Below are 25,324 nucleotides of genomic sequence, written 5' to 3' on the forward strand. Positions count from 1 at the left end.
TCCCGCATCCTATGGCGCGGCGCGAATTGGTCCGCTATGGGACCATCGGCTGCGCGGTCACCCGCACCCACCAACCACCGCACCCACAAGGAGCGCCCATGTCGCAGGCCTCGCACGCCCCACTCGCCGAGGCGGTCGCCGCACTGATGCCCCGAGCCAGGGCCGAACTCGCCGAGTTGGTCTCCTACCGTTCGGTCGCCGACCCGCGCCAGTTCCCCAAGAGCGAGTGCGAGAAGGCCGCGCGCTGGGTGGCCGACGCACTGCGCGCGGAAGGCTTCCAGGACGTGGCGCTGCTCGACACCCCGGACGGCACCCAGTCCGTCTACGGCTTCCTGCCCGGGCCCGAGGGAGCGCCCACGGTCCTGCTGTACGCGCACTACGATGTGCAGCCGCCTCTGGACGAATCAGAGTGGATCAGCCCGCCGTTCGAGCTCACCGAACGCGACGGCCGTTGGTACGGGCGCGGCGCGGCCGACTGCAAGGGCGGTCTGGTGATGCATCTGACCGCGCTGCGGGCACTGCGCGAGCACGGCGGTGTCCCGGTCTCGGTGAAGGTGATCGCCGAAGGTTCCGAGGAGCAGGGCACCGGGGGGCTCCAGCAGTACGCCGAAGCGCACCCCGAGCTGCTCGCGGCGGACACCATCGTGATCGGTGACACCGGGAACTTCCGCGTCGGGCTGCCCACCGTCACCGCGACGCTGCGCGGGATGACGCTGGCCGAGGTCAGCGTCGACACGCTGGAAGGCAATCTGCACTCCGGCCAGTTCGGTGGCGCCGCGCCCGACGCGCTCGCCGCGCTGATCCGGATACTCGACTCGCTGCGTGACGAGTCCGGCTCCACGACCGTAGACGGCCTGCAGCCGGACGCGAGTTGGCAGGGGCTGCAGTACGGCGAGGAGGAGTTCCGCGCGGACGCCAAGGTGCTCGACGGTGTCGGCCTGGTCGGTACCGGCACCATCGCCGACCGCCTGTGGGCGCGCCCCTCGGTCACCGTGCTGGGAATCGACTGCCCGCCGGTGGTGGGCGCCACCCCGTCGGTGCACGCCAGCGCCCGTGCCCTGGTCAGCCTTCGGGTGCCGCCGGGCACCGACGCCAGCAAGGCCCAGGAGGCGCTCAGCGCCCACCTTCGGTCGGCGGCACCGTGGGGCGCGCGGGTCAAGGTCACCCAGCGCGGTGAGGGCCAGCCGTTCCGCGCGGACACCTCCAGTCCGGCGTACACCGCGATGGCGGAGGCGATGCGCGCGGCCTACGACGGCACCGAGATGCAGGTCGCCGGGCAGGGCGGCTCGATTCCGCTGTGCAACACCCTGGCCGCGCTCTACCCCGAGGCGGAGATCCTGCTGATCGGGTTGAGCGAGCCGGAGGCCCAGATCCACGCGGTGAACGAGAGCGTCTCACCGCAGGAGTTGGAGCGGATGTCGCTCACCGAGGCACTGTTCCTGGCCAACTACGCACACAGCAAGCGCGGCTGAGGCGCATGGTGACCATTCAGCGGTGAGTCGTGCCGTTCGACAACTAGTCGACCGCCGCGATCGGTTCGCCCGCTTCGAGGTCTATCGCCTTTCCCTGGGCGCGAGCCCGTAGCGCCCAGTGGAGGCGAGCGAACCGCTCAGCCGGCAGCAGAACGGCCGCCTCGTCCTCGGTGACGAAGCGCCAGCCGCGCAACTCGGCCGCGGGCAGCAGCAGCCGCCCGGCATCGGTGGCGGTCAGCAGGCCGCCGTCGAACAGCAGCCGCAGCCCGCCGAAGCCCGGCGGCCGTGGCGGCTCCCAGTCGACAACGAGCAGCCGTAGACCCGCGCCGGTCCCGAGGTCGACGCCGAGTTCCTCGGCGACCTCACGCAGCGCGGCCCGCGTCGGCGGCTCACCCCGCTCGACCACGCCACCGGGAAACTCCCAGCCTGGTTTGTAGGTTGGGTCGACGAGCAGCACGCGGTCGCGTTCGTCGAACAGCAGCACCCCGGCCGCCAGCGTCTCCCGGGTCGGCTCGGGCGTCTGCACGATGCCACAGGCGCCAGCGCCCTCTCCCACGGCGACCGCGACGCGCTCCGCGATCTCGCGCGGCGGTGCGTCACCGACGTCGAGGACATGGGCGTCCCGGGTGAGCCAGGGCAGCGCCGCACGGTAGGCGGCGAGATGGTCAAGGCACCAGCGGCGCACCGAGGCGCTGACCTCCGGGTCGCCGGGCACCTCCTCGCGGTGCGCGATGCGCTCCCGCAGGATCGTTTCCTCAACCCGCAGCAGCACATGTCTCACCGGAATGCCCCGGGCGGCCAGCGCACCGAAGATCTCGTCCCGGTAGTCCTGACGCAGCAGCGCCATGGGCGTCACCAGCGGCCCGCCGGTCTCCATCAGCAAAGCGGCCGCGGTGTCCACGACGAGCCGCCGCCAGGAGGGCAGCTCCTGGTAGTCGGTGATCTCACCGAGACGCTTCTCCGGCAGCAGTAACCGCAGTGTGCTGCCGATCAGTTCGGGGTCGTACAGGGTGCTTCCGGGTATCAGGTCGATCAGTTCGCGGGCGGCGCTGGTCTTTCCCGCACCGAACGCGCCGTTCAGCCAGACGATCACGGTGCCCCCTCCTCCGTAGCCCCCTAAGAAGTGCCCGGGCGGCACGGTCGGGCAAACGCGCGGGGCGCGGCGAGACCGCAATGGAACCCAATGCCGCCCACCCTCATCCAGCCATCATCGAAACTCACCACCACCAAACAGCCCCGCACGCCACTCACTCAGGCACAAGCGGCATAACGCAACCCGCCACTCACCGCCTCCCACCAATACCCAACACCATCCAACGTAACCGATCGAGCCTGACGGGAACATGACCCACTCACAGGTCAGCTCAACAGCACCAGCGGCACGTCGACCGACCGGAAGGAGACACCGCAACCATGCACCCCCTCGCCACCGGCACCGCACACCACAAAGCCCTGGCGGCGCTGGGCACAGCCCTGTTGTGCTCCGCCGGACTGGCAACCCCCGCCACCGCCGCAACCCACCAGCGCCAAACCACCGCCCACTCCCCCTCCGACACCGCGAGAACCCCCAACCCGCTGCTCAACAACGGGCTGGCCCGCACCCCGCCCAGGGGCTTCAACAACTGGAACAGCACGCACGGCGGCCCCGACCTCAACGAGGCGATGGTCAAGGGAACCGCTGACCTCTTCGTCAGCAAGGTCCTCAAAGTGGCCGGTTACCGCTAGGTCAACCTGGACGAGTCTGGGCACTCCCGAACCGCGACGCCAACGGCCACTGGGCGCCTGACTCCGCCCAGCTCCCGTACGGCGTCAAGGCAGTCGCTGACTATGTGCACGCCAAGGGACTCAAACTCGGCGTCTACACCAGCGCGGGCACAAAGACCTGCCACAGCAGAGGCTTCCCAGGCGCCCTGGCCATGAGTACCCCTACGCACGGCAGTTCGCCGACCAGGGAGTGGACTACCTGAAATACGACAACTGCAACACCCAAAGCGTGGACGCCAAGCACCGCTACACCACGATGCGCGACGCGCCGAAGGCCACCGACCGACCAATCATCGCGGCCGCCACCCCAACGACTCAGCGCTTCACACACCCGAAAGGCCGCCGCCCAGCCCCCACTTGCCAGGCCACGCGCCCCTCGGACACCGCCGTCGAACGCCACGCCCTGACGCTGGCCGCCGCGGCCAATTCCCCGCTCGGCCAACTCGCCAGCGCAGAGGCGTAGGCGCACGCCACCATCGACATCAACCAGCCAAAGACCAACAGCGGTTAGCGCCACGCCCCGTCAACACCAGACAAACTGGCACCGCGACCACCGGCCGCCTCAGATGTTTCCGCAAACCCCGCGACCGCCACCCCGGCCTCCAACGCCGACGAGTGCCAGCCCCGCCCCCCGGAAGCCGAGTCCCCGAACGTCAACCGGTATCCGCCGCCCCACCAGTTGCCGTCGCCGCCGCACCGTAGGCCGCGGCGGCGGCGCCCACCAGGCCCGCGTCCGTGCCCAGTTGGGCCGGAACCACCTCAACCCCCGAGGCGAAGGACAGCGTGGCGTACCGCCGCAACTGTTCGCGAAGCGGACCGAACAGCACCTCACCGGCCCCCGCCACTCCCCCGCCGATCACCACCACTTGGATTTCCACCAGGGTCGCGCAGGCCGCTATCCCGGCGGCCAACGCCTGCGCGGCCCGCTCGAAGGAGGCGCGGGCTATCGGGTCCCCGGCCCGCGCCGAGGCGGCCACCGCCGCGGCGGTCGGTTCGGCGCCGTCCTCCGGCTTCCAGCCCTCTTCCAGCGCACGTCGGGCGATGTTGGGGCCACTGGCCAGGCGCTCCACGCAGCCGCGCCCACCGCAGGGGCACGGCGGCCCGTCGAGATCGACGCTGATGTGCCCGATGTGCCCCGCGTTCCCGGTGGGCCCCGGGTGCAGCGCACCGCCCAGTACGAATCCGCCGCCGACACCGGTGGACACCACCATGCACAGCGCGTTGTCATAGCCGCGGGCGGCGCCCTGCCAGTGTTCCGCCGCTGCGATGGCCACCCCATCCCCCGAAAGGGTGATGGGCAGCTCTCCGGTCATCTCCCGGACCCGCTGGACCAGCGGGAATCCGCGCCACCCCGGGACATTGACCGGGCTGACGGTACCGGTCGAGGCATCGACCGGCCCGGCGCTGCCGATGCCGACGGCGCTCGCCCGCGCCCAGGACGGGTCGACGGCCAGCTCGCGCAGCACCTCCGCGACCGCGCGCATCACCGTCTCACCGTCCTCCGCGGCCGGGGTGCGCCGCTGAGCGCGTACGAGCAGCCGCCCGGTGCTGTCGACCAGCGCTCCCGCGATCTTCGTTCCGCCGATATCGAGGGCCACGACCGGCCCTTCGACGGCCGGGACCCGCACTGCGGCGCCTTCGCTGTGCATCGGTACGGTGTCTCCCTTGTCCACGTTGGCGTCCCGTACGGGGGCGACCCCTGGGCGGTGGCGAGCCAGAGTAGTCTGGCCCTTGTTGACAACGTTGTCTAGCCCTAGGCTCACGTTACCCCGTGCGCTCGACGACAGGACTGCCGCCCGTGCCCGACTCCCAGCACGTCCCCCGCCCCACCGCCACCGCCGTACGGTACGGCAGCCGCCCGACGATGAAGGACGTGGCCGCCAGGGCGGGCGTCGGCCTGAAGACCGTCTCCCGCGTCGTCAACGGCGAGCCCGGTGTCACCGCCGACACCGAGTCGCGGGTTCGCGCCGCGATAGAAGCACTCGGCTTCCGGCGGAACGACAGCGCCCGCATCCTGCGCAAGGGCCGCACGGCCAGTATCGGCCTGGTCCTGGAGGATCTGGCCGACCCGTTCTACTCCCCGCTGAGCCGCGCTGTCGAGGAGGTGGCCCGGACCAACGGCAGCCTGCTGTTCGCCGGATCGAGCGCCGAAGTACCGGAACGTGAAGAGGAGTTGGCGCTGGCACTGTGCGCCCGCAGGGTGGACGGGCTCGTGATCGTTCCGGCCAGCGATGACCACCGCTACCTCGAACCGGAGATCGCCGCGGGCATCGCCACGGTCTTCGTCGACCGCCCCGCTAGCCGGATCGACGCGGACGCGGTACTCACCGACAACGCGGGGGGCGCCAGAGACGGTGTGGCCCACCTGATCGCGCACGGTCACCGGAGGATCGGCTTCATCGGCGACCGCCCGCACATCCACACCGCGGACGAACGCGTTCGCGGCTATCGCGAGGCGATGGCCGCGCACGGCCTCGCCGTGCGCGAGGACTGGGTGTCGATGGGCGGCACCGCGCCGGATCGGGTTCGGGCCGAACTGGAGCGCATGGCGTCCGGGCCGGACGCCATCACCGCACTGTTCTCCGGCAACAACCGGGTGACGGTCACCGCGGTGCGGGTTCTGTCCGAGCGCGATCGTCCGATCGCGCTCGTGGGCTTCGACGACTTCGAACTCGCCGATCTGTTGCGGCCGGGAGTCACGGTGATAGCGCAGGACCCGGCCCGGCTGGGCCGGACCGCGGCGGAAATGCTGTTCCGCCGCCTCGACGGGGAGACGGCGGAGCCCCGGCGCGTCGAGTTGCCGGGGCGGCTCATTCCCCGGGGGTCCGGGGAGCTGCCCCCGCCCCAGTGACGGTGCGTTGAGGGCTTTCCCCGCCCACCCGATCACCGGCGCCCACATCTCACCGTTACGCACAGCCTGTTGGAGATCAGAGGCGCGCCGGGTCGTCTCCTCACTCCAACCACCGTCTCGCACTCGCGGTACACCGCGAGGTCGCTGCGGGAGCGCCCCGGCACGCCATCCTCCGCGCTCGCAGCTGGTCGGTGAGGGATACGAAGCCCAAGGAGCAGCGAGCCACAAGCGATCGCATCCCCTGCGAGCCCAACAGGCGGACGAGCGGGAAAGCCCGCTCACCGCAACCCGAGCAGCACGTCCCGCCCCACCCCCGCCACAGCCGTGACCTCAGCAAGGTCGACGGCCCCGCACTCAATGCCCCGCAGCAGGTACCCACTGAGGGCCCGAGCCGTAGCGGGCTCGTCCATGACATCACCGGAGGCCCGAGCGACGTACGCGGCGAGCCGCTCCGCCGCTGCCGTGAATCCCTCACGGTAGAAGGCGTAGACGGCCGCGTACCGGGTCGGCAGGTGCCCGGGATGCATGTCCCACCCCTGGTAGTAGGCGCGCGCCAGCGACCTGCGCACCAACCCGTAGTGCAACTGCCAAGCCGCCCGCACCTGTTCGCCACCGCCGACCGGCAGCACGTTCGTGGAACCGTCCGACAGCCGCACCCCGGTACCGGCGGCGGCGACCTGCATCACGGCCTTGGCGTGGTCGGCGACGGGATGGTCCATGGACTGGTACGCCGCGCTCACCCCGCACGCCGCGCTGTAGTCGAACGTCCCGTAGTGCAGTCCGGTGGCGCGCCCCTCGGCCGCGTCGATCAGCCGCGCCACGGTCGCGGTGCCGTCCGGCCCGAGGATCGCCTGGGTGGTCTCGATCTGGATCTCGAAGCCGATCCGTCCCGCCTCAAGCCCGTGCGCCTTCTCGAACTCCTCACACAGCCGCACCATCGCGGAGACCTGCTCGGGAAAGGTCACCTTGGGCAGGGTGAGGACCAGTCCGTCCGGCAGCCCGCCCGCCGCCATGAGCCCGGTCAGGAAGACGTCCAGGGTGCGGATGCCACGGTCCCGCACGGCGGCCTCCATGCACTTCATGCGGATGCCGATGAACGGCGGCGCACTCCCGTCGGCGACCGCGGCGGCCACCAACCGCGCCGCGCGGACCGCGGCGGCGTCCTCCTCCGCGTCGGAGCGCGGACCGTACCCGTCCTCGAAGTCGATCCGCAGATCCTCGACGGGCTCGCTGCGCAGTTTGCCCCGCACCCGCTCGTAGACCTGCCCGGCGAGCCCGTCGGGCAGCCCGAGCGCCGCTGCGAAGGACCCGGCATCAGGCGCATGCCGATCGAGCAGGTCCAGCGCCTGCTCCCCCCAGACCCGCACGGTGTCGGCCGCGAAGGCATCGGCAGGCACGTAGACGGTGTGCACCGGCTGCCGGGTGCCGGGATCCCCCGGATAGCGCCGGGCCAGCTCCGCGTCGACCCCGGCGAGGGATGCGGCCACGCCGTCCCGTACCGCCCCCGACAGGCTGGTCGCCACCGGCATATCGTCCGAGCCCATCCGACACCCTCCATATTCCGCAAACCGAAATATCCAATCCGCAGGGCGGATTTTCCCAGCGTCCCAGTGTCAACGTCAATGCCCGATCGCCCAGGTCAGTCGGGCGGCAGCAGCCGCCCCCGTATGTGCCCGAAGATCAGGCTGGTCTCGGTGTGCTGCACCGCCGGGTGAGTGGTGAGGTGATCGAGCACGAAGTCCCGCAAGGCGTCGGAGTCCCGCACCGCCACCCGCAGCAGGTAGTCGTCTGCCCCGGAGACATGGAACAGCTCCACCACACCGGGAAGCCGCGGCACCTCCCGAACGAAGCGGTCCACCTGGTCCCTGCGGTGCGAGTGCAGCCGCACGGAGATCATCGCCTGGATGCCGAGCCCGAGCGCCGCGGGATCGAGTTCCGCCCGGAATCCACGGATCACCCCTCGCTCGCGCAGTGAGCGGATGCGGGACAGACAGGTCGACGGCGCGACGCCGACAGCCGCCGCGATGGCGCTGTTCGGCATCCGGGCGTCCTGGGCCAGCAGGTCCAGGATCGAACGGTCGACCGGCCCGAGGTCATCGGCCTGCTGATTCTTCGGCATACGGCCGAGAATGACTCTTGACACCGCACATTGCCAAGGCCCTTCGGCCGGTCCGCGAATTATCTGCGGCTACTCACCAGTTCGGGCATCGGATTCTTCACCATGGCGCCAGCCACGAGCCACCGCAGGCCGCGCATCACAGATAGGGGCCGTCAATGCAGCCGACCGCACTTCGTCCGGACACCGCCGCCGTACACGCCGGACGCGGGGACCTGCGCACGCTGGGCGTGCATGTACCGCCCGTCGACTTGTCGACGACCAACCCGCTGCCGGACGTCGAGATCGGCGGCGACAGCTACGAGGCACTGGCGACCGGCGGCACGCCGTTCGACGGCGGCAGCCATGTCTACCAGCGGTTGTGGAATCCGACGACCGCCCGCTTCGAGCAGGCGCTGGCCGAGGTGGAGCACTGCGCCGAGGCGGTGGCGTTCTCCTCCGGTATGGCCGCCATCACCGCCTGTCTGCTCGCCGCGCGCGCCGAGGACAGGGGCCATGTGGTGGCGGTAAGGCCGCTGTACGGCGGCACCGACCACCTGCTGGCCACCGGCCTGCTGGGCACCGAGGTGACCTGGGCGGAGCCGGACCGGATCGCCGAGGCGCTGCGACCGGACACCGGTTTGGTGGTGGTGGAGACGCCGGCCAACCCGACCCTGGAGCTGATCGACCTGGCGGCCGTGGCCGAGCGCTGCGGCGATGTGCCGCTGCTGGTGGACAACACCTTCGCCACCCCGGTGCTCCAGCAACCCGCCCTGCACGGTGCCACGTTGGTGGTGCACAGCGCGACGAAGTACCTCGGCGGTCATGGCGACGTGCTCGCCGGAGTGGTGGCGACGAACGCCGAGTGGGCCCGCCGGCTGCGTCCGGTGCGCGCGCTGACCGGCGGCATCCTGCACCCGCTGGCCGGATACCTGCTGCACCGCGGGTTGCAGACGCTGCCGCTGCGGGTACGTCACCAGTGCGCGTCCGCGGACAAGCTCGCCGGGCGGCTGGCCGAACACCCCGCCGTCGAGCGGGTCTTCTATCCGGGCCTGCCCGAGTGCGACCCGCTGGGGCTGATAGGCCGCCAGATGTCAGGGCCGGGCGCGGTCATCTCGCTTGCGGTGGACGGCGGTTACCGGGCGGCGGCCGGTGCGGCGGCGAACTGCCGGTTGATCACGCACGCGGTGTCGCTGGGCGGCGTGGACACGCTGATCCAGCACCCGGCGGCGCTCACCCACCGTCCGGTGGCCGCGGAGGCCAAGCCGAACGCCTCGATCCTTCGGGTGTCGGTGGGACTGGAGGACGTGGAGGACCTCTACGAGGACCTGGACCAGGCCCTACGGCGGGCCTGAACAGCGCGAGGGGCCACGCGGAGTGATCCGCGTGGCCCCTCGGCTTCGCGGGTCAGCCCTTGCGGGCCTTGACCTCCTCGGTCAGCTGCGGCACGACCTCGAAGAGGTCGCCGACCACGCCGTAGTCGACCAACTCGAAGATCGGCGCCTCGGCGTCCTTGTTGATGGCCACGATGGTCTTCGAGGTCTGCATGCCGGCCCGGTGCTGGATCGCGCCGGAGATGCCGGAGGCGATGTACAGCTGCGGCGAGACGGACTTACCGGTCTGGCCGACCTGGTTGCTGTGCGGGTACCAACCGGCGTCCACCGCGGCGCGGGAGGCGCCGACGGCCGCGCCGAGCGAGTCGGCGAGGTCCTCGATGACCTTGAAGTTCTCGGCGCCGTTGACACCGCGGCCACCGGAGACCACGATCGCGGCCTCGGTCAGCTCGGGGCGGCCGGTGGACTCGCGCGGGGTGCGCGAGACGACCTTGGTGCCGGTGGACTTCTCGCCCACGGTCACCGCGAGCGGCTCCACGGTGCCCGCGGCCGGGGCGGCCTCCGGAGCGGCCGAGTTCGGCTTGACCGTGACCACCGGAATGCCCTTGGTGACCCGCGACTTGGTGGTGAACGCGGCGGCGAACACCGACTGCGTGGCGACCGGGCCCTCGTCCCCGGCCTCCAGGTCCACCGCGTCGGTGATGATGCCGGAGCCGAGGCGCACCGCGAGTCGGGCGGCGATCTCCTTGCCCTCGGCGGAGGACGGTACGAGGACAGCGACCGGCGAGACGGCGGCGACGGCCTGCTCCAGGGCGTCCACCTTCGGTACCACCAGGTACTCGGTGAACTCCGGCAGGTCGGCGGCGAGCACCTTGACGGCGCCGTGCTCGGCCAGCGTGGCCGCGGCGGTGTCGGCACCCGGGCCGAGGTGGACGGCGACCGGCTCGCCGATCCGGCGGGCCAGGGTCAGCAGTTCGAGGGTCGGCTTGCGGACGGCACCGTCCACGTGGTCGACGTAGACGAGGACTTCACCCATGGGATTGCTCTCCTGCGCGTATAAGAAGGGGCGTTGGGAAGGCGGCTCGGCGGCTCAGATGAACTTCTGCTCCGCGAGGAACGCGGCAAGCTGCTTGCCGCCCTCGCCCTCGTCCGTGATGATCGTGCCCGCGGTGCGGGCCGGGCGCTCGGCCGCGCTGTCGACCTTGGTCCAGGCACCGGCGAGACCGACCTCGTCCTCCTCGATGCCCAGGTCCGACAGGTCGAGCGACTCGACCTTCTTCTTCTTGGCGGCCATGATGCCCTTGAACGACGGGTAGCGGGCCTCGCCCGACTGGTCGGTCACGGACACCACGGCGGGCAGCTGGGCCTCAAGCTGCTCGCTGGCGGCGTCGCCGTCGCGGCGGCCGGTCACCTTGCCGTCCTCGACCTTGACCTCGGACAGCAGCGTGACCTGCGGGACGCCGAGGCGCTCGGCGAGCATCGCGGGGACGACGCCCATGGTGCCGTCGGTGGACGCCATGCCGCACACCACCAGGTCGTAGCCGACGTGCTCGATGGCCTTGGCCAGCACCAGGGAGGTGCCCAGCGCGTCGGTGCCGTGCAGGCCGTCGTCCTCGACGTGCACGGCCTGGTCGGCGCCCATGGACAGTGCCTTGCGCAGCGCGTCCTTGGCGTCCTCGGGGCCGACGGTCAGCACGGTGATCTCGGCGTCGTCGGCTTCCTCGGCGATCTGCAGCGCCTGCTCGACCGCGTACTCGTCCAGCTCCGACAGCAGGCCGTCCACGGCGTCGCGGTCGGTGGTCAGGTCCTCGGCGAAGTGACGGTCGCCCGTGGCGTCGGGCACGTACTTCACAGCGACTACGATCCTCAAGCTCACGCCTGCTCTCCTACTGCATCGGTTCGGCGGTCCGGGCCGCGACACCGCACCGGCGTCGTGGGCCGTGGAACCCAGTAACTGCCCTGTGAAGGCAGCATAGGCGCCTTCGACGGCGACTTTCGGCCGGGACTCCTAGGCGCTCCAACCGAAATATTACTCGCCAGTACACTCGGCTGATTCCCAGTCCGCAAGGCCGTTGAACTGTGACCTTGCCGACGCCCTACCGCAGACCCGGGAGGGGAGGATTCAGTGCCGCAGGGCGTTGAAGCGGCCCTGGTGGTACAGCAGCGGGCGGCCGGGACCGTGCGGGTCGCCGTGCACGGCCTCGGCCACGACTATGCGGTGATCACCGGCCGGAACGCGTGCCACCACCCGGCACACCAACCATGCGGAGACGCCCTCCAGCAGCGGCACCCCGTGCGGGCCGCTGCGCCAGACGGTGGGCGGCCCGAAGCGGTCCGCACCGCTGCGGGCGAACGTAGCCGCCAACTCCTCCTGGTGTTCACCGAGGACATGAACTCCGACGTGCTCGGCCGCGGCGACCGTCGGCCAGCTCGACGAGCCGATGCTGATGCCGAAGGAGAGCAGGGGAGGTTCGGCGGCGACGGAGGTGAGCGAGGTGGCGGTGAAGCCGACCGGACGGGCACCGTCCGCCGTGATCACCGCGACTCCGGCGGCGTGCCGACGGAAGACGGAGCGGAAGACATCGGTCGCGGAAGGGGCGGATCCGAGATCGGTCGAAGCAGTCATGGAGTTGTCCTTCTGATGCGGTCGAGCCGGAACTGAATGGGAGTCAGAGGCGCTCAACGGCTTGGACAACGCGCACTCGCGTGCCGACCGAAGTCGACATCGGCTCGCTCATAGAGAAGGACGACCTTCGACATAACGTCAGGCTGACGATTCAGGACGCACTCCGTCAAGGGCGGTCTGTTATCTGGGATGTGGATCACGGCGGGTCCCGGCACCGGTCGGTTCACGCCTCCACCGCCGCGCCGACCGCCGCGATCACATCGGCCTTGCGCGGCTGCCCCGCGGCGCGCCGGGCGACCACACCGCGGGCGTCGAGCACCAGGACGGTGGGTGTCTTCAGCACCGACAGTCGGCGCACCAGGTCGAGACGGGCCTCGGCGTCGATCTCCACATGCGCCACCCCCTCGACCATGGCGGCGACTTCGGAGAGTGTGCGACGGGTGGCCCGGCAGGGTGCGCAGAAGGCACTGGAGAACTGGAGCAGCGTGGCCCGCGCGCCGAGCGGCTCGCCGATCTCGGCCGCCGTCAGCCGCTGGGCGCCGTCCTTCTCCCGCATTCGCATCCTTCCGTCATGCCAGCGGTGGAGCAGTCCCAACAGCCCTGCCGCGGCAAGCACCGTGAGGCACAACACCGTCCCCACCATCTTCGCCTCCCGCAGGAGTGCAGCGCTCATCGGACCGCGATGATTCCCGGGCATCGGGCCGAACGCCGAGGAGAGCGGCTGCCATGGGTTCGCGGAGCATCGACGTTCGCAGGCAGCGCCTCGGCGCGGCGATCGTCGGCCACGCCGGTTGCACCGCGGGGCCGCCGCGGCTGGGGCCGGCCGCGACGGGCTGCGCTGGCGCCGCGTTCCTCGGCCGGTCCGCGAGGTGTACCTGCTGCCGCGCCGGGCCACACGTGACAAGAATCTCCTAATGTTCCGGGCACTGCGGATGACAACGCACGCGTTGACGGGGCACCATCCTGCGACGGCCCTAACCTACGGCCGCGTAACTGCTGACCCAAGAGGTGTCCCCCGACGTGGCTGAACTCGTCTACCCGCCGGTCATCGGCTTCGCCCGCACCATGTTCCAGGTGCAGGGCCTGCGCTTCGACATCGCGGGCACCGAGCATGTGCCACGGCGCAGCGGCGCGGTGCTGGTCAGCAACCACATCAGCTACCTGGACTTCGTCTTCTGCGGGCTGGCCGCCCGCCCGGCGAAGCGTCTGGTGCGTTTCATGGCCAAGGAGTCGGTCTTCCGGCACAAGGTCTCCGGGCCGCTGATGCGGGCGATGAAGCACATCCCGGTCGACCGGGAGCGCGGGGTGCACGCGTACGAGAACGCGTTGAGCGCGCTGCGGTCCGGCGAGATCATCGGGGTCTTCCCCGAGGCCACGATCTCCCGCTCGTTCACCCTCAAGAACTTCAAGTCGGGCGCCGCGCGGCTGGCTCAGGAGGCGGGGGTTCCGCTGCTGCCGATGGCACTGTGGGGCACCCAGCGGATGTGGACCAAGGGCCGTCCGCGGCGGCTGGGCAGGCACCGCTTCCCGATCACGCTGCGGGTCGGGGCGCCGCTGGCCGCGGCCCCCGAGGAGAACGCGGAGTCGCTGACCGAACGGCTGCGGTGCCGCGTCCAGGACCTGCTGGAGGCGGCCCAACAGGCCTACCCGGTACGCCCGAAGGATGCTCAGGGCGCCTGGTGGCTCCCCGCCCACCTGGGCGGCACGGCCCCCTCCCCCGAGGAAGCCGCCGCTCCGACACCGGGCCTGGCGTAGGGCCGGCGAAGACCTCCGCCGCCGCAACGGCGAGCGACCACACCGGCGAAGCCCGGCGGTGCCGAACCAACCGCGCGCCCTACTGCGGACCGCGCACCGTGACATCCGCCCCCGGGCTCAACCGCCGTACGTGGTCGGCGAGTTCGTCGGCAGCCGCCGTCAACTCGCCCAGAGGCATGGGATCCAGCCGCTCCAGCAAGAAGAGAGCCGAGCCCGACCCTTCCGTCAGGCGAGTCCGCAGCCCCTGCCGCCAGTTCCAGCGACGGCAGGTGACCCCGGCGCCGTCGCGCCAGACCACCTCGCCGGGCTCCGGCCGCTCGATGACCGGCTCGCCGCCCGCCGCCGTCTCGAACGGCTCGTCCCCGCTGGCGCGGACCAGCCGCATGCCACCCTCGATCCGGTCGGCGTCCTCCCCTCCGACCGGCACCAGGTACGCCACACTGATCGCGTTGTAGGCGTCGACCAGAAGGTTGATCCGCGGCAGCCCGCCGTCCGCGAGCGCCCGGCGGGCCAGCGCCTCGGCGGAGTTGCGGGTACGCGAGGGCTTGGCCCCGAAGGCGGTGTACGCCGCGCGCCACGCGGCCACATGCTCGTCCTCGTGCGGTGCGCGTCCGGCGAGCCGGGTGGTCAGCCGTCGTTCGGCGTCGGCCAGGAGGGCCGAACTGCGCTCGTCGCTGGGTCCGTTCACCAGGCCGCGCGCCTCGACGGCGATGTGGGTGAAGCTGGGCGCGAGGGCGCGGACCTCGTCGCTGACGGTGAGGGCGAGGGGCGGTGCGGTCGTCATGCTCCGACCGTAACCGCCACCCCGCCATCGATCAATTCACTTTCCGAACCTCCGCATACTTATGCGGAGATTACGCCGCCGCCATCTCCTCGGCGATCGCCGCCGCGAAGGCGTCCACATCGGCCTCGGTGGTGTCGAACGCGCACATCCACCGCACCTCGCCGGTCTCCTGGTTCCAGGTGTAGAAGCGGTACCGCTTCTGCAGCCGCTCGGTGACCTCCCGCGGCAGGGTCGCGAAGACCGCGTTGGCCTGGACCGGACGTACCACCGTCACGCCGTCGATGCCGGAGACGGCCGCCGCGAGACGGGTCGCCATGGCGTTGGCGTGCCGGGCACTGCGCAGCCACAGATCCCCGGCGAGCAGCGCCTCGAACTGCACCGAGACGAAGCGCATCTTGGACGCCAACTGCATGGACAGCTTGCGCAGGTACTTCATCGTCGTGGTCGGCACCCGGTCCGGGTTGAGCACGACGACGCACTCACCGAACACCAGGCCGTTCTTGGTGCCGCCGAAGGTGAGGATGTCCACGCCCACGTCACTGGTGAACTCCGCCAGCGGAACCCCCAGTGTGGCGGCGGCGTTCGCCAGCCGGGCGCCGTCGAGCTGGACCAGCACCCCGCGCTCATGGGCCCGTTCGACTATCGCCCGAAGCTCCTGGGGCGTGTAGCAGGTGCCCAGCTCGGTGGTCTGGGCGATCGAGACGACCTGCGGCTGGGCGCGGTGCTCGTCGTCGAAGCCCCAGGCCTCGGTGTCGATCAGTTCCGGGGTCAGCTTGCCGTCCGGGGTGGCCACCGGCAGCAGCTTCAGGCCGCCGACGCGTTCCGGCGCGCCGCCCTCGTCCACGTTGATGTGGGCGGTGGCGGCGCAGATCACCGCGCCCCAGCGGTTGGTGACCGCCTGCAGGGCGGTGACGTTGGCGCCGGTGCCGTTGAAGACCGGGAACGCTTCGGCGCGCGGGCCGAAGTGGCGGCGGAAGACCTGTTGCAGATGGGCGGTGTACTCGTCCTCGCCGTAGGCGATCTGGTGACCGCCGTTGGCGAGGGCGAGGGCGGCCAGCACCTCCGGGTGCGCGCCCGCGTAGTTGTCACTGGCGAAGCCGCGTGCGTCCGGGTCGTGCCGCCGGACGGCGTCGGTGGTGTGCTGTTCTGTCATGGTTGGGGCGTCAGCCACAGACGGGTTCCGTTCACTTCTTCTGCGGGCCGGCTCCACACGCCCCCGATGGCCTGGGCCAGGTCGTTGACGTCGGTGAATCCGGCGAACTTGGCGTTGGGCTTCTGTGCCCGCATCTCATCGTGCACCAGGGCCTTGATCACGATGATCGAGGCGGCGGCGGTCGGTCCGCTGTCGCCGCCCGCCTTGCGGAAGGAGTCGGCGAGGGCCAGCGTCCACGCCTCGGCGGCGGCCTTGGCGGCGGCGTACGCGGCGTTGCCCGCGGTGGGCTTGGTCGCGCCGGACTGGCTGATCAGCACATAGCGGCCGGCCGAGCTGCGCAGCAGGGCGTCGTGGAAGGCGAGCGAGGTGTGCTGGACGGTCCGGACCAGCAGGTCGTTCAGGACCGTCCAGTCCTCCAGGCTGGTCTCCGGGAAGGTCGCGGAGCCGCGCCAGCCGCCCACCAGGTGGACCAGCCCGTCGACCCGGCCGCACTGCTTCTCGGTGCGGTCCGCCCAGTCCCGGGCGGCGGCCGGGTCGAGCAGGTCGACCGACTCCCCGGTGATGTAGGCGCCGCCCCCGGCGTAGCGGGCCGCGTCGACCGCTTCCGCCAGCCGCTCCGGGTTGGCGTCCGCGGCCACCACCTGCGCGCCACTCTCCGCCAGGTGCCGCAGGGTCGCCTTGCCCGCGGGGCCACCCGCCCCGGCCACCGCGATCACCATGCCGCTCAGCGGTCCGTTGTTGTTGCCCTCTGCCATCGCCTTCGCCTCCTTGGCCGCCACGCGCGTCATGCCGCCACCTGGACCGCGCTGTCCGCCGTGATCCCCTTGGTCGAGGCGATCACATCACGCAGCTTCTTCGCCAGGGCCTCATAGAACATGCTGAGCGGAAATTCGTCCGGCAGCACGTCGTCCACGAGTTTGCGCGGCGGCTGACTGAGGTCCAGGGCGTCCGGACCCTTGGCCCAGCGGGAGGCCGGGTGCGGCGCCAGGTGGCTGGAGACCAGCTCGTAGGCGGCGAACCAGTGGACCAGCTTGGGCCGGTCGATGCCGTCCCGGTAGAGCTTCTCGATCTCGGCGCACAGCCGCTTGGTGGCCTCCGTGGCCCGCGGCCAGTCGATGCGCAGGGTGTTGTCGGTCCAGCGGACCGCGTCGTGCTTGTGCAGGTAGGCGAACAGCAGCTGCCCGCCGAGGCCGTCGTAGTTGCGCACCCGGTCGCCGGTGACGGGGAACCGGAAGAGGCGGTCGAAGAGGATCGCGTACTGGACGTTGCGGCCCTGCTCGTAGCCCTCGGCCTCCAGCTTGACCGCCTCCTTGAACGCGGTCAGGTCGCAGCGCAGTTCTTCGAGCCCGTACATCCAGAAGGGCGCGCGCTGCTTGATCATGAAGGGGTCGAAGGGCAGGTCGCCGTGGCTGTGCGTACGGTCGTGGATCATGTCCCACAGGACGAAGGTCTGCTGGGCGAGGTCCTGGTCGGCGACGAGCCGGGCGGCGTCCTCGGGCAGGTCGAGGCCGAGCGTGCGTACCGCGGCGTCGGTGACCCTGCGGAACCGGGCGGCCTCGCGGTCGCAGAAGATGCCACCCCAGGAGAACCGTTCCGGCACCTCTCGCACCGCTACCGTCTCCGGGAACAGCACGGCCGAGTTGGTGTCGTAGCCGCTGGTGAAGTCCTGGAAGGTGATGGGCACGAACATGGGGTTGTCGTAGCGGGTGCGCTCCAGCTCGGCCAGCCACTCGGGCCACACCACGCGCAGTGCGACCGCCTCTAGGTTGCGGTTCGGGTTGCCGTTCTGGGTGTACATCGCGAAGACGACCAGGTGCTCCAGTCCGTCCCGGCGGTCGGCGGCGGGTTGGAAGGCCAGCAGCGAGTCCAGGAAGTCCGGCACGCCGAAGCCGGTCTCGGCCCAGCGGCGCAGGTCGGCCACGAGAGCGGTGTGGTACGCAGCGTCATGCGGCAGCAGCGGGGCAAGGTCCTCCACCGCGGCGATCACCCGCGCCACCTCGGCCTCCACCGCGCCGCGGCCCGGCGCGTCGTCGGCGGAGAGGTCGATGGAACCATCCTTCTCCTGCCACGGCCGAATGGTTTCGACCGCCGCCTTCAGCACTGCCCACGACGGGTGCTCGACGATGCCGTCAGCACCACCCGTCGCAACAGACAGAAAATTTTCCCTCATGACCCCTCCTCCACAGGAGAACCTTGCGTTAAGACACCGTATCCATGCGAGGTTCTTTCACTCAAGAGGCTTCTCACACAATTATCCTGCGAGGCCGCCATCTGACAGTCGTTTTTCCTGTCAGGCCCGAGACTGACAGAAGTTTGTGAAGAACCCTTGCCGGGGCAGCCGTCGGTACACGCGCTGATCCCCCGGCATTCGCCCCGTGGACACCGGGCGCCACTAGGCTCGCCCCACGCAACCGCGCACCACACCAAGCCGCACCCAAGGGCAGTACCACCGTGTCTTTCTTCACCATCGGCCACCGCGGCGTCATGGGCGTCGAGCCGGAGAACACCCTGCGCTCGTTCGTCCGCGCGCACCGCGAGGGCCTGGACGGCATCGAACTCGACCTGCACCTGAGCAAGGACGGCGCACTGGTCGTGATGCACGACGAGACGGTCGACCGGACCACCGACGGCAAGGGCCCGATCAAGGACTTCACCCTCGCCGAACTGCGCCAGCTCGACGCCGGCCAGGGCGAGCGGGTGCCGCTGTTCGAGGAGGTGCTGGAGGCGGTGCCGGAACTGCCCGTCCAGGCCGAGATCAAGGACGTGGCGGCGGCCCGGGTGCTCGCCGAGTTGCTGCGCGAGCGGGCCCTGCTGGAGCGGGTCTCGGTGCTCTCCTTCCACGACGAGGCGCTGTGGGAGGTACGCGAGCTGCTGCCCGAGGCGCGCACCGTGCTGGTCGCCGGACGCACCGGCCCGGACCTGGTCTCCCGCGCGCGGACGGTGGGCGCCCGACTGGTCAGCCTTGAGCTGCGCAAGCTCAGCCTGGACGTGGTGGAGCGCTGCCATGCCGCGGACGTGGAGGTGATGGCCTGGACCGTCAACACCCCGCGCGATCTGGCCCTGGCCCGGGCGCTGGGCCTGGACGGCGCGGCCACCGACGTACCCGACATCAAGCGGGCGGTAGCCGCCGACCGCTGAGGCACCTCGGGCAGGAAGCCGCCCGGTTGGCACCGGGTCCCACCCGAGGCCCCACCGGGCGATCAGCAGCCGAAACGTGACGTTCACAAACGTCCGACATACGGTCAACCAGTGTGCTGACCTGGACAGTTGACGGCTTGCGGTGCCAGTCTCCCGCTATGCGTCCCGTCTTCGCCCCGCACCGGCTCCCGGATGGTCCACGTCTCACCACGGTCGCCGCGGTCTGCGTCCTCGTCCTGGCGGCCGCGGGCTGCGCCCCGCAGCAGGACAGCACGTCCGCCTCGGGCTCCCCCTCCACGGCGAGCTGCGCGCCGGGCTCGCTGCGTACCCACACCCCGGGGAAGCTGACGATCGGCACCGACAAGCCCGCGTACGCCCCGTGGTTCCAGGACGACGACCCGGCCGACGGCAAGGGGTTCGAGGCCGCCACCGCGTACGCCGTCGCCAAACGGCTGGGCTACGGCCCCACCCAAGTGGCCTGGCAGACCGTCCCGTTCAACAACGCCATCACTCCCGGCGCCAAGAACTTCGACCTCGACATCAACCAGATCTCCATCAGCGACGAGCGGCGGCGCGCCGTCGACTTCTCCTCCGGCTACTACGACGTGCGCCAGGCACTGATCGCGCTCAAGGGCTCGAAGATCGCGAACGCCAGGTCCATCGCCGATCTGCGCGGTGCCAAGCTCGGCGCCCAGGTGGGCACCACCAGCCTGGACGTCCTCAACCACGTGGTGAAGCCGACCCGGCAGCCCGCGATCTACCAGAAGAACGACCTGGCCAAGAGCGCGCTGAAGAACGGGCAGGTGGACGGGATCGTGGTGGACCTGCCCACCGCGTTCTACATCACCTCCGCGGAGGTGACGGACGCCAAGGTGGTCGGGCAGTTCGCGGACACCGGCGGTCGCCCCGAGCAGTTCGGCTTCGTCCTGGACAAGGGCAGCGCGTTGACGCCGTGCGTCAGCAAGGCCGTGGACGGACTGCGCGCCGACGGCACGCTGGCGGCGCTCGACAAGCGCTGGCTGTCCGACGCCGTCAACGCCCCGGTCCTCAAGTAGGGGGCCGGCCAAAGGTGTTGAACGAGTCCGAAGCACCGCCGAAGGACCCCGCACCGGCGCAGGACGACTACCGGCCGTCCGCCCGCCGCCTGGAGCGCGAGCGGCTGCGGCGTGCCCGCACCCGTCGGGCCGTCGCCATCGCCGCGGCCAGCACACTGGCCACCGCCGTGGTGCTGTACCTCGCGGTGACCCATGCCCCCGGCTGGCCGCGCACCCGGGAGACGTTCCTGAACGCGCACTACGCGCGGATCGCGCTCCCCCAGGTGCTGAAGGGCCTGTGGCTGAACGTGCGGCTGCTGGTGTGCTGCGGGGCGCTCATCCTGGTGCTGGGGCTGCTGCTCGCGCTCGCCCGCACGCTGCGCGGACCGGTGTTCTTCCCGTTGCGCGCGCTGGCCACCGCGTACGTGGACTTCTTCCGTGGACTGCCGCTGATCATCTGCCTGTTGGGGGTGGTGTTCGGGGTGCCCGCGCTGCGGCTTCAGGGGGTCACCAACAATCCGGTGGTCCTGGGCGGCGCCGCGCTTGTGCTCACCTACGCCGCGTACGTCGCCGAGGTGTTCCGCGCCGGGATCGAGAGTGTGCACCCCAGTCAGCGCGCCGCGGCCCGTTCGCTCGGGCTGACCGGCGTCCAGGCGATGCGGTACGTGGTGCTGCCACAGGCGGTCCGCCGCGTGGTGCCACCGCTGCTCAACGACCTGGTGTCGTTGCAGAAGGACACCGGCCTGGTGTCGATCGCGGGCGCCGTCGACGCGGTGTACGCGGCGCAGATCATCACCGGCGAGAGCTTCAACTACACGCCGTACGTGGTGGCCGGACTGGTCTTCGTCGCGCTGACCATTCCGATGACGCGCTTCACCGACTGGGTGACGGCGCGGATGAACCGCAGGCAGTCCCAGGGAGGTGTGGTGTGACGCGGGTCGTGCTGCGGATGGAGGCGGTCCGCAAGTCCTACGGGCACTCGGTGGTGCTACGGGATGTGGACCTGGAGGTTCCGGAGCACACGGTGACGGCCCTGATCGGAGCCTCCGGTTCCGGTAAGTCTACGCTGCTGCGCTGCGCCAACCTCCTTGAGGAGGTGGACGACGGGGCGATCTTCCTGGACGACGAGGAGATCACCGACCCGCGGGCCGACCAGGACGCGGTGCGTCGCCGGATCGGCGTGGTCTTCCAGACGTACAACCTCTTCCCGCACATGACCGTGCTGGAGAACATCACCCTGGCGCCGCGCCGGGTGCACCGCGTCCCCCGTGCACAGGCCGAGGAGCGGGCGCGCGAGTTGCTGACCCGGCTCGGCCTGGCCGACAAGGCGGCCGAGTACCCCGACCGGCTCAGCGGCGGCCAGCAGCAACGCGTCGCGATCGCACGGGCGTTGGCCGGGCGGCCGCGGCTGCTGCTGCTGGACGAGATCACCGCGGCCCTCGACCCGGAACTGGTCGGCGAGGTGCTCTCGGTGGTACGGGACCTCAAGGAACAGGGCATGACCATGGTCATCGCCACCCATGAGATGGGTTTCGCCCGCGAGGTCGCCGACCAGGTGTGCTTCCTGGACGGCGGGGTGGTACTGGAACGCGGCGCGCCGCAGGAGGTGTTCGGCGCCCCGCGGCAGGAGCGGACCCAGCGCTTCCTGCGCCGGATCGTCGAGGCGGGGCGTCTGTAGGACCCGCCCTACCCCAACTTCTTGACCAGCAGCTCGAATTGCAGGTCGGAACGGCGCGGCACACCGAACCGCTCGTCGCCGTAGGGGAACGGGGTCATCTCGCCGGTGCGCCGGTAGCCGCGGCGCTCGTACCAGGCGATCAGATCGTCGCGTACCGAGATCACGGTCATCCGCATCTCGTCCACGTCCCACTCCTGCCGGGCGAAACGCTCCGCCTCGGCGATGATCAACTTGCCGAGGCCGCCGCCCTGCCGGGACGGCCGGACCGCGAACATCCCGAAGTAGGCGTGCCCGTCGCGGCGTTCGAGCTGGCAGCAGGCGATCGGCTCGCCGTCCTCCTCGACCACCACCATCCGGCTGTCGACGCCGCTGACCACCTCGGCGACGCCTTCCGGATCGGTGCGCTGGCCGTCCAGCAGATCCGCCTCCGTCGTCCACCCGGCGCGGCTGGAGTCACCCCGGTACGCCGACTCGATGAGCGTCACGAGAGCGGGCACGTCCGTGGGCGTCGCGGTACGGAACACGGGGGCGGGAATGGTCATGGTGGCGCGAATCCTCTCCGACGCGCGGGTGGCGAACGGTTCCGAGGGTAACCCGAAGCGTATTGTCCGCCCCATGGTCAACGTACTGAGCAGCCGCATCCTGCTGCGGCCGACCGATCTGGAGCGGTCCCGCGCCTTCTACCGCGATGACCTGGGCCTGGCCATCTACCGCGAGTTCGGGGAGGACCCGCAGCGCGGCACGGTGTTCTTCCTGGGCGGCGGCTATCTGGAGGTCTCCGGCCACTCGGAGGAGCCCCCGGCGCCCGGGATGGAGCTGTGGCTCCAGGTGCCGGACGTGGAGGCGGCCCGCGAGCGCCTGGCGGGGCGCGGGGTGCGGGTGCTGCGCGAGCCGAAACGTGAGCCTTGGGGGCTGATCGAGATGTGGATCGCGGATCCGGACGGTGTGCGGATCTGTGTGGTGGAGGTGCCGGAGGACCATCCGATGCGGTACCGGCCCGGGACGTAGCGAACGCGCCCAGGTGCCCCTTCCACGCGCCCGCCGTACCACCGTGCGCCAGCGTGTGCGCCCGCCCTCGCGGGAAGCCTCTTCGGGGGCGGCACGAACCGGGGAGGGGCGCCATGCACGGACCACCGTTGGTGGGCTGGCTGCTGGTGGTGATCGGTTCTGCCACGGGGGTCTCGTGCCTGCTGCGTACGAGAGCGCGGTGCGCCGCCGCGCCGGGCGAGCGGCGCACCGCGCGGGACGAGGGCATCATGGGCCTGGGCATGGCGCTGATGGCCGTTCCCGGCACCGCCCTGCACGAAAGCACCTGGGGCCCACCGCTGTTCGCCGCGCTCTTCGGTGCCATCGCCCTACGCTCCGCGCTACTGGTCCGCCGCGAATCCCACCGCGCCCACCACGCCCTGGAGGCGGCGGCCATGGTCTACATGGCCGCCCTGATGGCGATGCCGTCACGCGCCTCCGACGGCATGGCGGACATGCCCCACAGCATGGTCGGCATTCCCGCCGTAACCGCCCTGCTCCTCTGCTACTTCGCCGCATACGCCCTGTGGACGGCCGTCCGCCTCCTCCCCGCGACGTCTCCAGCCGCACCGGGGGCCCCAACTCCCGCACTGCTTGGGGCTCCTGGCGTGGCCACGGCCTGCCGGGTCTCCCTGAGCATCGGAATGCTCACCATGCTCCTGACCATGTGAGGCCTTCGGGGCAAACCCGGATCGCACGCCGCCGCGGGCACAGCTCCGCGCGGCGCCCCGGGGCTCACGGCGAAGCCCAGGACCCGGTGGCCCGGGGGCTGGCGGGGGCCGGGCGAGGCCCCGGAAATCACCCCAGCCCGCCGCTTGGGGCGAAGCCTGTCGAACGCCCCCCGGTCCGGGACGCAGGGGCAGAGCCCCCGGGGGGGATCGCGGACCACCCGCCGTGAGGCGTAGCTCACCTTCGTGAAATGTCCGTACCCATCAGTAGCGCAGCGCCTTAGTGTGTGCGCCATGACGGTCCCGTTCGTGCTGCTGGTTCTCGGCGCACTTGCGGCGGCAATGGCGCCCCGTCTCCTGTGCCAGGCCGACTGGCCGGAGCGGGAACCCGTGCTGGCGCTGTGGGTGTGGCAGTGCGTGGTCGCCTCCGTGCTCCTGTGCTGCGTCATGGCGATGGCGTTGTGCGCTTCGGCGGCGTCGCCCACGGTGCGCTGGCACCTGTTCGCGCTCGCCCCGCGCGGCGTCGTGGACGCCTACGCGCTCTCCGAGTACGGCCCCTGGGCGGGGACGCTCGCGGTGCTGCTGGCCTGCGGCGGTGCGTGGTCGGCTGCCATGCTCACCCGCGAGGTGCGCGGCGCCCGCGCACGGCGCCGCCAACGGCGCGCGGCGCTCCTCGTACGCTCCCCCAGGCTGCCCGGCGAGCTGCCGTCCGACGGCGAACGCCTCGTCGTGCTGGAGAGCGGCCGACCCGACGCCTGGTGGCTGTCCGGTCCGCGACCCCAGCTGGTGATCACCACCGCGGCCCTGCGGCGGCTCAGGGGGCGGCAGTTGGACGCCGTACTCGCACATGAACAGGGGCACGCCCGCGCCAGACACGACTGGCTGCTGCACTGCGCGTACGCGCTCGCGGCGGGCTTCCCACAGGTACCGGTCTTCGAAGGCTTCCGCCAGCAGGTGCACCGTCTGGTCGAGTTGGCCGCGGACGATGTCGCCTCGCGCCGCTTCGGGCGGTTGACCACCGCCCTGGCACTCGTCGAACTCAACGAGCACCGCGGGGTGTTCGGCCCCTGCCCGACACCGCTGGCCCAACTCCCCGGCCGGGTGCGCCGACTGCTGGACCCGGCACCACGGCTCCCCCTGAACCGCCGCATGCGGATGTCGGCGATGGCACTGCTGCTACCGGCCGTACCACTACTGGTGACCTTCGGCCCGGGGCTCGGCGCGCTGTCGTAGCCTCCCGTGGCCCACAGCCCGGTCCCATACGATCCTGGCCGTGCCCACCACCGCCCGATCCCCCAGAACCCGCTGCCTGGCCTGGACCGCCGCGCTGACCGCGTGCTTCGCCGTACTGCTGGCGTTCGTCCTGACCAGCGGCGCGCTGCCACTCGACCACCGGATCGACTCGGCGTTGCACGGCGTCGCACTGTTCCACCCCGGATGGACCCGGCTGAATCTCGACCTCACCAACTGGGTGTGGGGCCCCACGACGACGCGGCTGCTCACCGTCGCGGCGGCGGCCGTACTGCTGCGGCTGCGCCAACACCGCCAAGCGCTGTGGGCCTTGACCGCCTGCGGGTTCGGCTGGGCGCTGGAGGTCACGGTGAAGGCCGCGGTCGGCCGGGACCGCCCGCACTGGCGGCACCCGTTGGACACCGCGACGGACGCCTCCTTCCCCTCCGGCCACGCGATGGCGGCGACGATCGCCTGTGTGACGCTGGTGTGGCTGCTGCGACTGCACGGGGTGCGCGGCCGTGGTTGGACCTCGGTCGTGGCACTGGGGGCGGTGTCGGTTCTCGGCGTAGGCTTCACCCGGTTGTACGTGGGGGTGCACTGGCCGTCCGACGTGCTCGCCGGATGGCTGCTCGGCGCCGCCGTCGTCACCGCGACCGCTGCCGCCCTTGCCCCGTGGCGGACGTCCCAAGCCACCTGACGAGCGCGCTCACCGC

The 25,324-nt window shown here is 71.0% G+C and carries 25 protein-coding genes and 1 pseudogene; 13 read left to right on the forward strand and 13 right to left on the reverse strand.

What is annotated here, in order from left to right; genetic code table 11:
• Positions 1-98 precede the first annotated feature (98 nt).
• The gene (locus P3G67_RS13495) at positions 99-1,472 is read left to right on the forward strand and encodes a dipeptidase (protein WP_276093686.1); all 1,374 of its coding nucleotides are present in this window, start codon (positions 99-101) and stop codon (positions 1,470-1,472) included.
• 43 nt (positions 1,473-1,515) lie between these two features.
• Here P3G67_RS13495 and P3G67_RS13500 read toward each other — a convergent pair whose 3' ends face one another.
• On the reverse strand, positions 1,516-2,565 hold the full coding sequence (locus tag P3G67_RS13500; protein WP_276093687.1) for an NUDIX hydrolase: 1,050 nt from the start codon (positions 2,563-2,565) through the stop codon (positions 1,516-1,518).
• Positions 2,566-2,885: 320 nt separating this feature from the next.
• Between P3G67_RS13500 and P3G67_RS13505 the strand changes: the two are divergent.
• Positions 2,886-3,531: pseudogene (locus P3G67_RS13505) on the forward strand (glycoside hydrolase family 27 protein); the annotation flags it as partial.
• Between the two features lie 358 nt (positions 3,532-3,889).
• Here P3G67_RS13505 and P3G67_RS13510 read toward each other — a convergent pair.
• The gene (locus tag P3G67_RS13510; RefSeq protein ID WP_276093688.1) at positions 3,890-4,885 is read right to left on the reverse strand and encodes an ROK family protein; all 996 of its coding nucleotides are present in this window, start codon (positions 4,883-4,885) and stop codon (positions 3,890-3,892) included.
• Positions 4,886-5,100: 215 nt separating this feature from the next.
• On the opposite strand from P3G67_RS13510, the gene P3G67_RS13515 reads away from it, so the two are divergent.
• Positions 5,101-6,087: a LacI family DNA-binding transcriptional regulator gene (locus P3G67_RS13515; RefSeq protein WP_269856412.1), complete on the forward strand. Its 987-nt coding sequence runs from the start codon at positions 5,101-5,103 to the stop codon at positions 6,085-6,087.
• 278 nt (positions 6,088-6,365) lie between these two features.
• Here the strand turns inward: P3G67_RS13515 and P3G67_RS13520 are convergent, their stop codons facing one another.
• Both P3G67_RS13520 and P3G67_RS13525 read right to left on the reverse strand, forming a co-directional pair.
• Complete coding sequence (locus P3G67_RS13520) at positions 6,366-7,631, reverse strand: DUF6986 family protein (protein ID WP_276093689.1); 1,266 nt, start codon at positions 7,629-7,631, stop codon at positions 6,366-6,368.
• Between the two features lie 95 nt (positions 7,632-7,726).
• Positions 7,727-8,206 (reverse strand): Lrp/AsnC family transcriptional regulator, encoded by a 480-nt coding sequence (locus P3G67_RS13525; RefSeq protein ID WP_269856294.1) that lies wholly within the window; start codon positions 8,204-8,206, stop codon positions 7,727-7,729.
• A 155-nt stretch (positions 8,207-8,361) separates the two neighbouring features.
• Between P3G67_RS13525 and P3G67_RS13530 the strand changes: the two genes are divergently transcribed.
• The gene (locus P3G67_RS13530) at positions 8,362-9,537 is read left to right on the forward strand and encodes a trans-sulfuration enzyme family protein (protein ID WP_276093690.1); all 1,176 of its coding nucleotides are present in this window, start codon (positions 8,362-8,364) and stop codon (positions 9,535-9,537) included.
• A gap of 52 nt (positions 9,538-9,589) precedes the next feature.
• Here P3G67_RS13530 and P3G67_RS13535 read toward each other — a convergent pair whose 3' ends face one another.
• The 4 genes from P3G67_RS13535 to P3G67_RS13550 form a co-directional block, all read right to left on the reverse strand.
• Positions 9,590-10,552, reverse strand: a complete 963-nt coding sequence (locus P3G67_RS13535; RefSeq protein ID WP_276093691.1) for an electron transfer flavoprotein subunit alpha/FixB family protein — start codon at positions 10,550-10,552, stop codon at positions 9,590-9,592.
• A 54-nt stretch (positions 10,553-10,606) separates the two neighbouring features.
• Complete coding sequence (locus tag P3G67_RS13540; protein WP_269856291.1) at positions 10,607-11,392, reverse strand: electron transfer flavoprotein subunit beta/FixA family protein; 786 nt, start codon at positions 11,390-11,392, stop codon at positions 10,607-10,609.
• Positions 11,393-11,638: 246 nt separating this feature from the next.
• The gene (locus P3G67_RS13545; RefSeq protein ID WP_269856290.1) at positions 11,639-12,142 is read right to left on the reverse strand and encodes a flavin reductase family protein; all 504 of its coding nucleotides are present in this window, start codon (positions 12,140-12,142) and stop codon (positions 11,639-11,641) included.
• Positions 12,143-12,365: 223 nt separating this feature from the next.
• Positions 12,366-12,785 carry a TlpA family protein disulfide reductase gene (locus P3G67_RS13550; RefSeq protein ID WP_276093868.1) on the reverse strand — a complete coding sequence of 140 codons (420 nt, stop codon included), beginning with the start codon at positions 12,783-12,785 and terminating at the stop codon, positions 12,366-12,368.
• A 377-nt stretch (positions 12,786-13,162) separates the two neighbouring features.
• Here P3G67_RS13550 and P3G67_RS13555 point away from each other — a divergent pair, with 377 nt between their 5' ends.
• Entirely contained in the window at positions 13,163-13,897 is a 735-nt protein-coding gene (locus P3G67_RS13555) for a lysophospholipid acyltransferase family protein (protein ID WP_276093692.1), read from the forward strand.
• 79 nt (positions 13,898-13,976) lie between these two features.
• Here P3G67_RS13555 and P3G67_RS13560 read toward each other — a convergent pair whose 3' ends face one another.
• The 4 genes from P3G67_RS13560 to P3G67_RS13575 form a co-directional block, all read right to left on the reverse strand.
• Complete coding sequence (locus tag P3G67_RS13560) at positions 13,977-14,681, reverse strand: B3/B4 domain-containing protein (protein WP_276093693.1); 705 nt, start codon at positions 14,679-14,681, stop codon at positions 13,977-13,979.
• Between the two features lie 70 nt (positions 14,682-14,751).
• Entirely contained in the window at positions 14,752-15,834 is a 1,083-nt protein-coding gene (locus tag P3G67_RS13565; RefSeq protein ID WP_276093694.1) for a threonine aldolase family protein, read from the reverse strand.
• Entirely contained in the window at positions 15,831-16,622 is a 792-nt protein-coding gene (locus P3G67_RS13570; RefSeq protein ID WP_276093695.1) for an SDR family NAD(P)-dependent oxidoreductase, read from the reverse strand. Before P3G67_RS13570 ends, P3G67_RS13565 begins: the two co-directional genes overlap by 4 nt.
• Complete coding sequence (locus P3G67_RS13575; RefSeq protein WP_276093696.1) at positions 16,619-18,004, reverse strand: DUF6421 family protein; 1,386 nt, start codon at positions 18,002-18,004, stop codon at positions 16,619-16,621. The genes P3G67_RS13570 and P3G67_RS13575 overlap by 4 nt, the downstream gene beginning before the upstream one ends.
• 281 nt (positions 18,005-18,285) lie before the next feature.
• Here P3G67_RS13575 and P3G67_RS13580 point away from each other — a divergent pair, with 281 nt between their 5' ends.
• The 4 genes from P3G67_RS13580 to P3G67_RS13595 all read left to right on the forward strand — a co-directional run bounded on the left by P3G67_RS13580 (position 18,286) and on the right by P3G67_RS13595 (position 21,684).
• Complete coding sequence (locus P3G67_RS13580; RefSeq protein ID WP_276093697.1) at positions 18,286-18,972, forward strand: glycerophosphodiester phosphodiesterase; 687 nt, start codon at positions 18,286-18,288, stop codon at positions 18,970-18,972.
• Positions 18,973-19,130: 158 nt separating this feature from the next.
• On the forward strand, positions 19,131-20,027 hold the full coding sequence (locus tag P3G67_RS13585; RefSeq protein WP_276093698.1) for an ABC transporter substrate-binding protein: 897 nt from the start codon (positions 19,131-19,133) through the stop codon (positions 20,025-20,027).
• A 17-nt stretch (positions 20,028-20,044) separates the two neighbouring features.
• Positions 20,045-20,938 carry an amino acid ABC transporter permease gene (locus P3G67_RS13590; protein WP_276093699.1) on the forward strand — a complete coding sequence of 298 codons (894 nt, stop codon included), beginning with the start codon at positions 20,045-20,047 and terminating at the stop codon, positions 20,936-20,938.
• Positions 20,939-20,955: 17 nt separating this feature from the next.
• Positions 20,956-21,684 (forward strand): amino acid ABC transporter ATP-binding protein, encoded by a 729-nt coding sequence (locus tag P3G67_RS13595; protein WP_276093869.1) that lies wholly within the window; start codon positions 20,956-20,958, stop codon positions 21,682-21,684.
• Between the two features lie 8 nt (positions 21,685-21,692).
• On the opposite strand, the gene P3G67_RS13600 is transcribed toward P3G67_RS13595, so the two are convergent.
• Positions 21,693-22,226, reverse strand: a complete 534-nt coding sequence (locus P3G67_RS13600; protein ID WP_269856281.1) for a GNAT family N-acetyltransferase — start codon at positions 22,224-22,226, stop codon at positions 21,693-21,695.
• Between the two features lie 73 nt (positions 22,227-22,299).
• Between P3G67_RS13600 and P3G67_RS13605 the strand changes: the two genes are divergently transcribed.
• From P3G67_RS13605 to P3G67_RS13620, 4 genes are all read left to right on the forward strand, one after another.
• The gene (locus tag P3G67_RS13605; protein ID WP_276093700.1) at positions 22,300-22,692 is read left to right on the forward strand and encodes a VOC family protein; all 393 of its coding nucleotides are present in this window, start codon (positions 22,300-22,302) and stop codon (positions 22,690-22,692) included.
• Between the two features lie 113 nt (positions 22,693-22,805).
• Positions 22,806-23,381, forward strand: a complete 576-nt coding sequence (locus tag P3G67_RS13610) for a DUF5134 domain-containing protein (RefSeq protein WP_276093701.1) — start codon at positions 22,806-22,808, stop codon at positions 23,379-23,381.
• A 291-nt stretch (positions 23,382-23,672) separates the two neighbouring features.
• Positions 23,673-24,611 (forward strand): M56 family metallopeptidase, encoded by a 939-nt coding sequence (locus P3G67_RS13615; protein WP_276093702.1) that lies wholly within the window; start codon positions 23,673-23,675, stop codon positions 24,609-24,611.
• A gap of 40 nt (positions 24,612-24,651) precedes the next feature.
• A complete protein-coding gene (locus tag P3G67_RS13620; RefSeq protein ID WP_276093703.1) occupies positions 24,652-25,308 on the forward strand; it encodes a phosphatase PAP2 family protein in 657 nt (218 codons plus the stop codon).
• Positions 25,309-25,324: the final 16 nt, after the last annotated feature.

The sequence above is a fragment of the Streptomyces silvisoli genome (assembly GCF_029269905.1).
GTDB classification, from domain to species: Bacteria; Actinomycetota; Actinomycetes; order Streptomycetales; family Streptomycetaceae; genus Streptantibioticus_A; species Streptantibioticus_A silvisoli_A.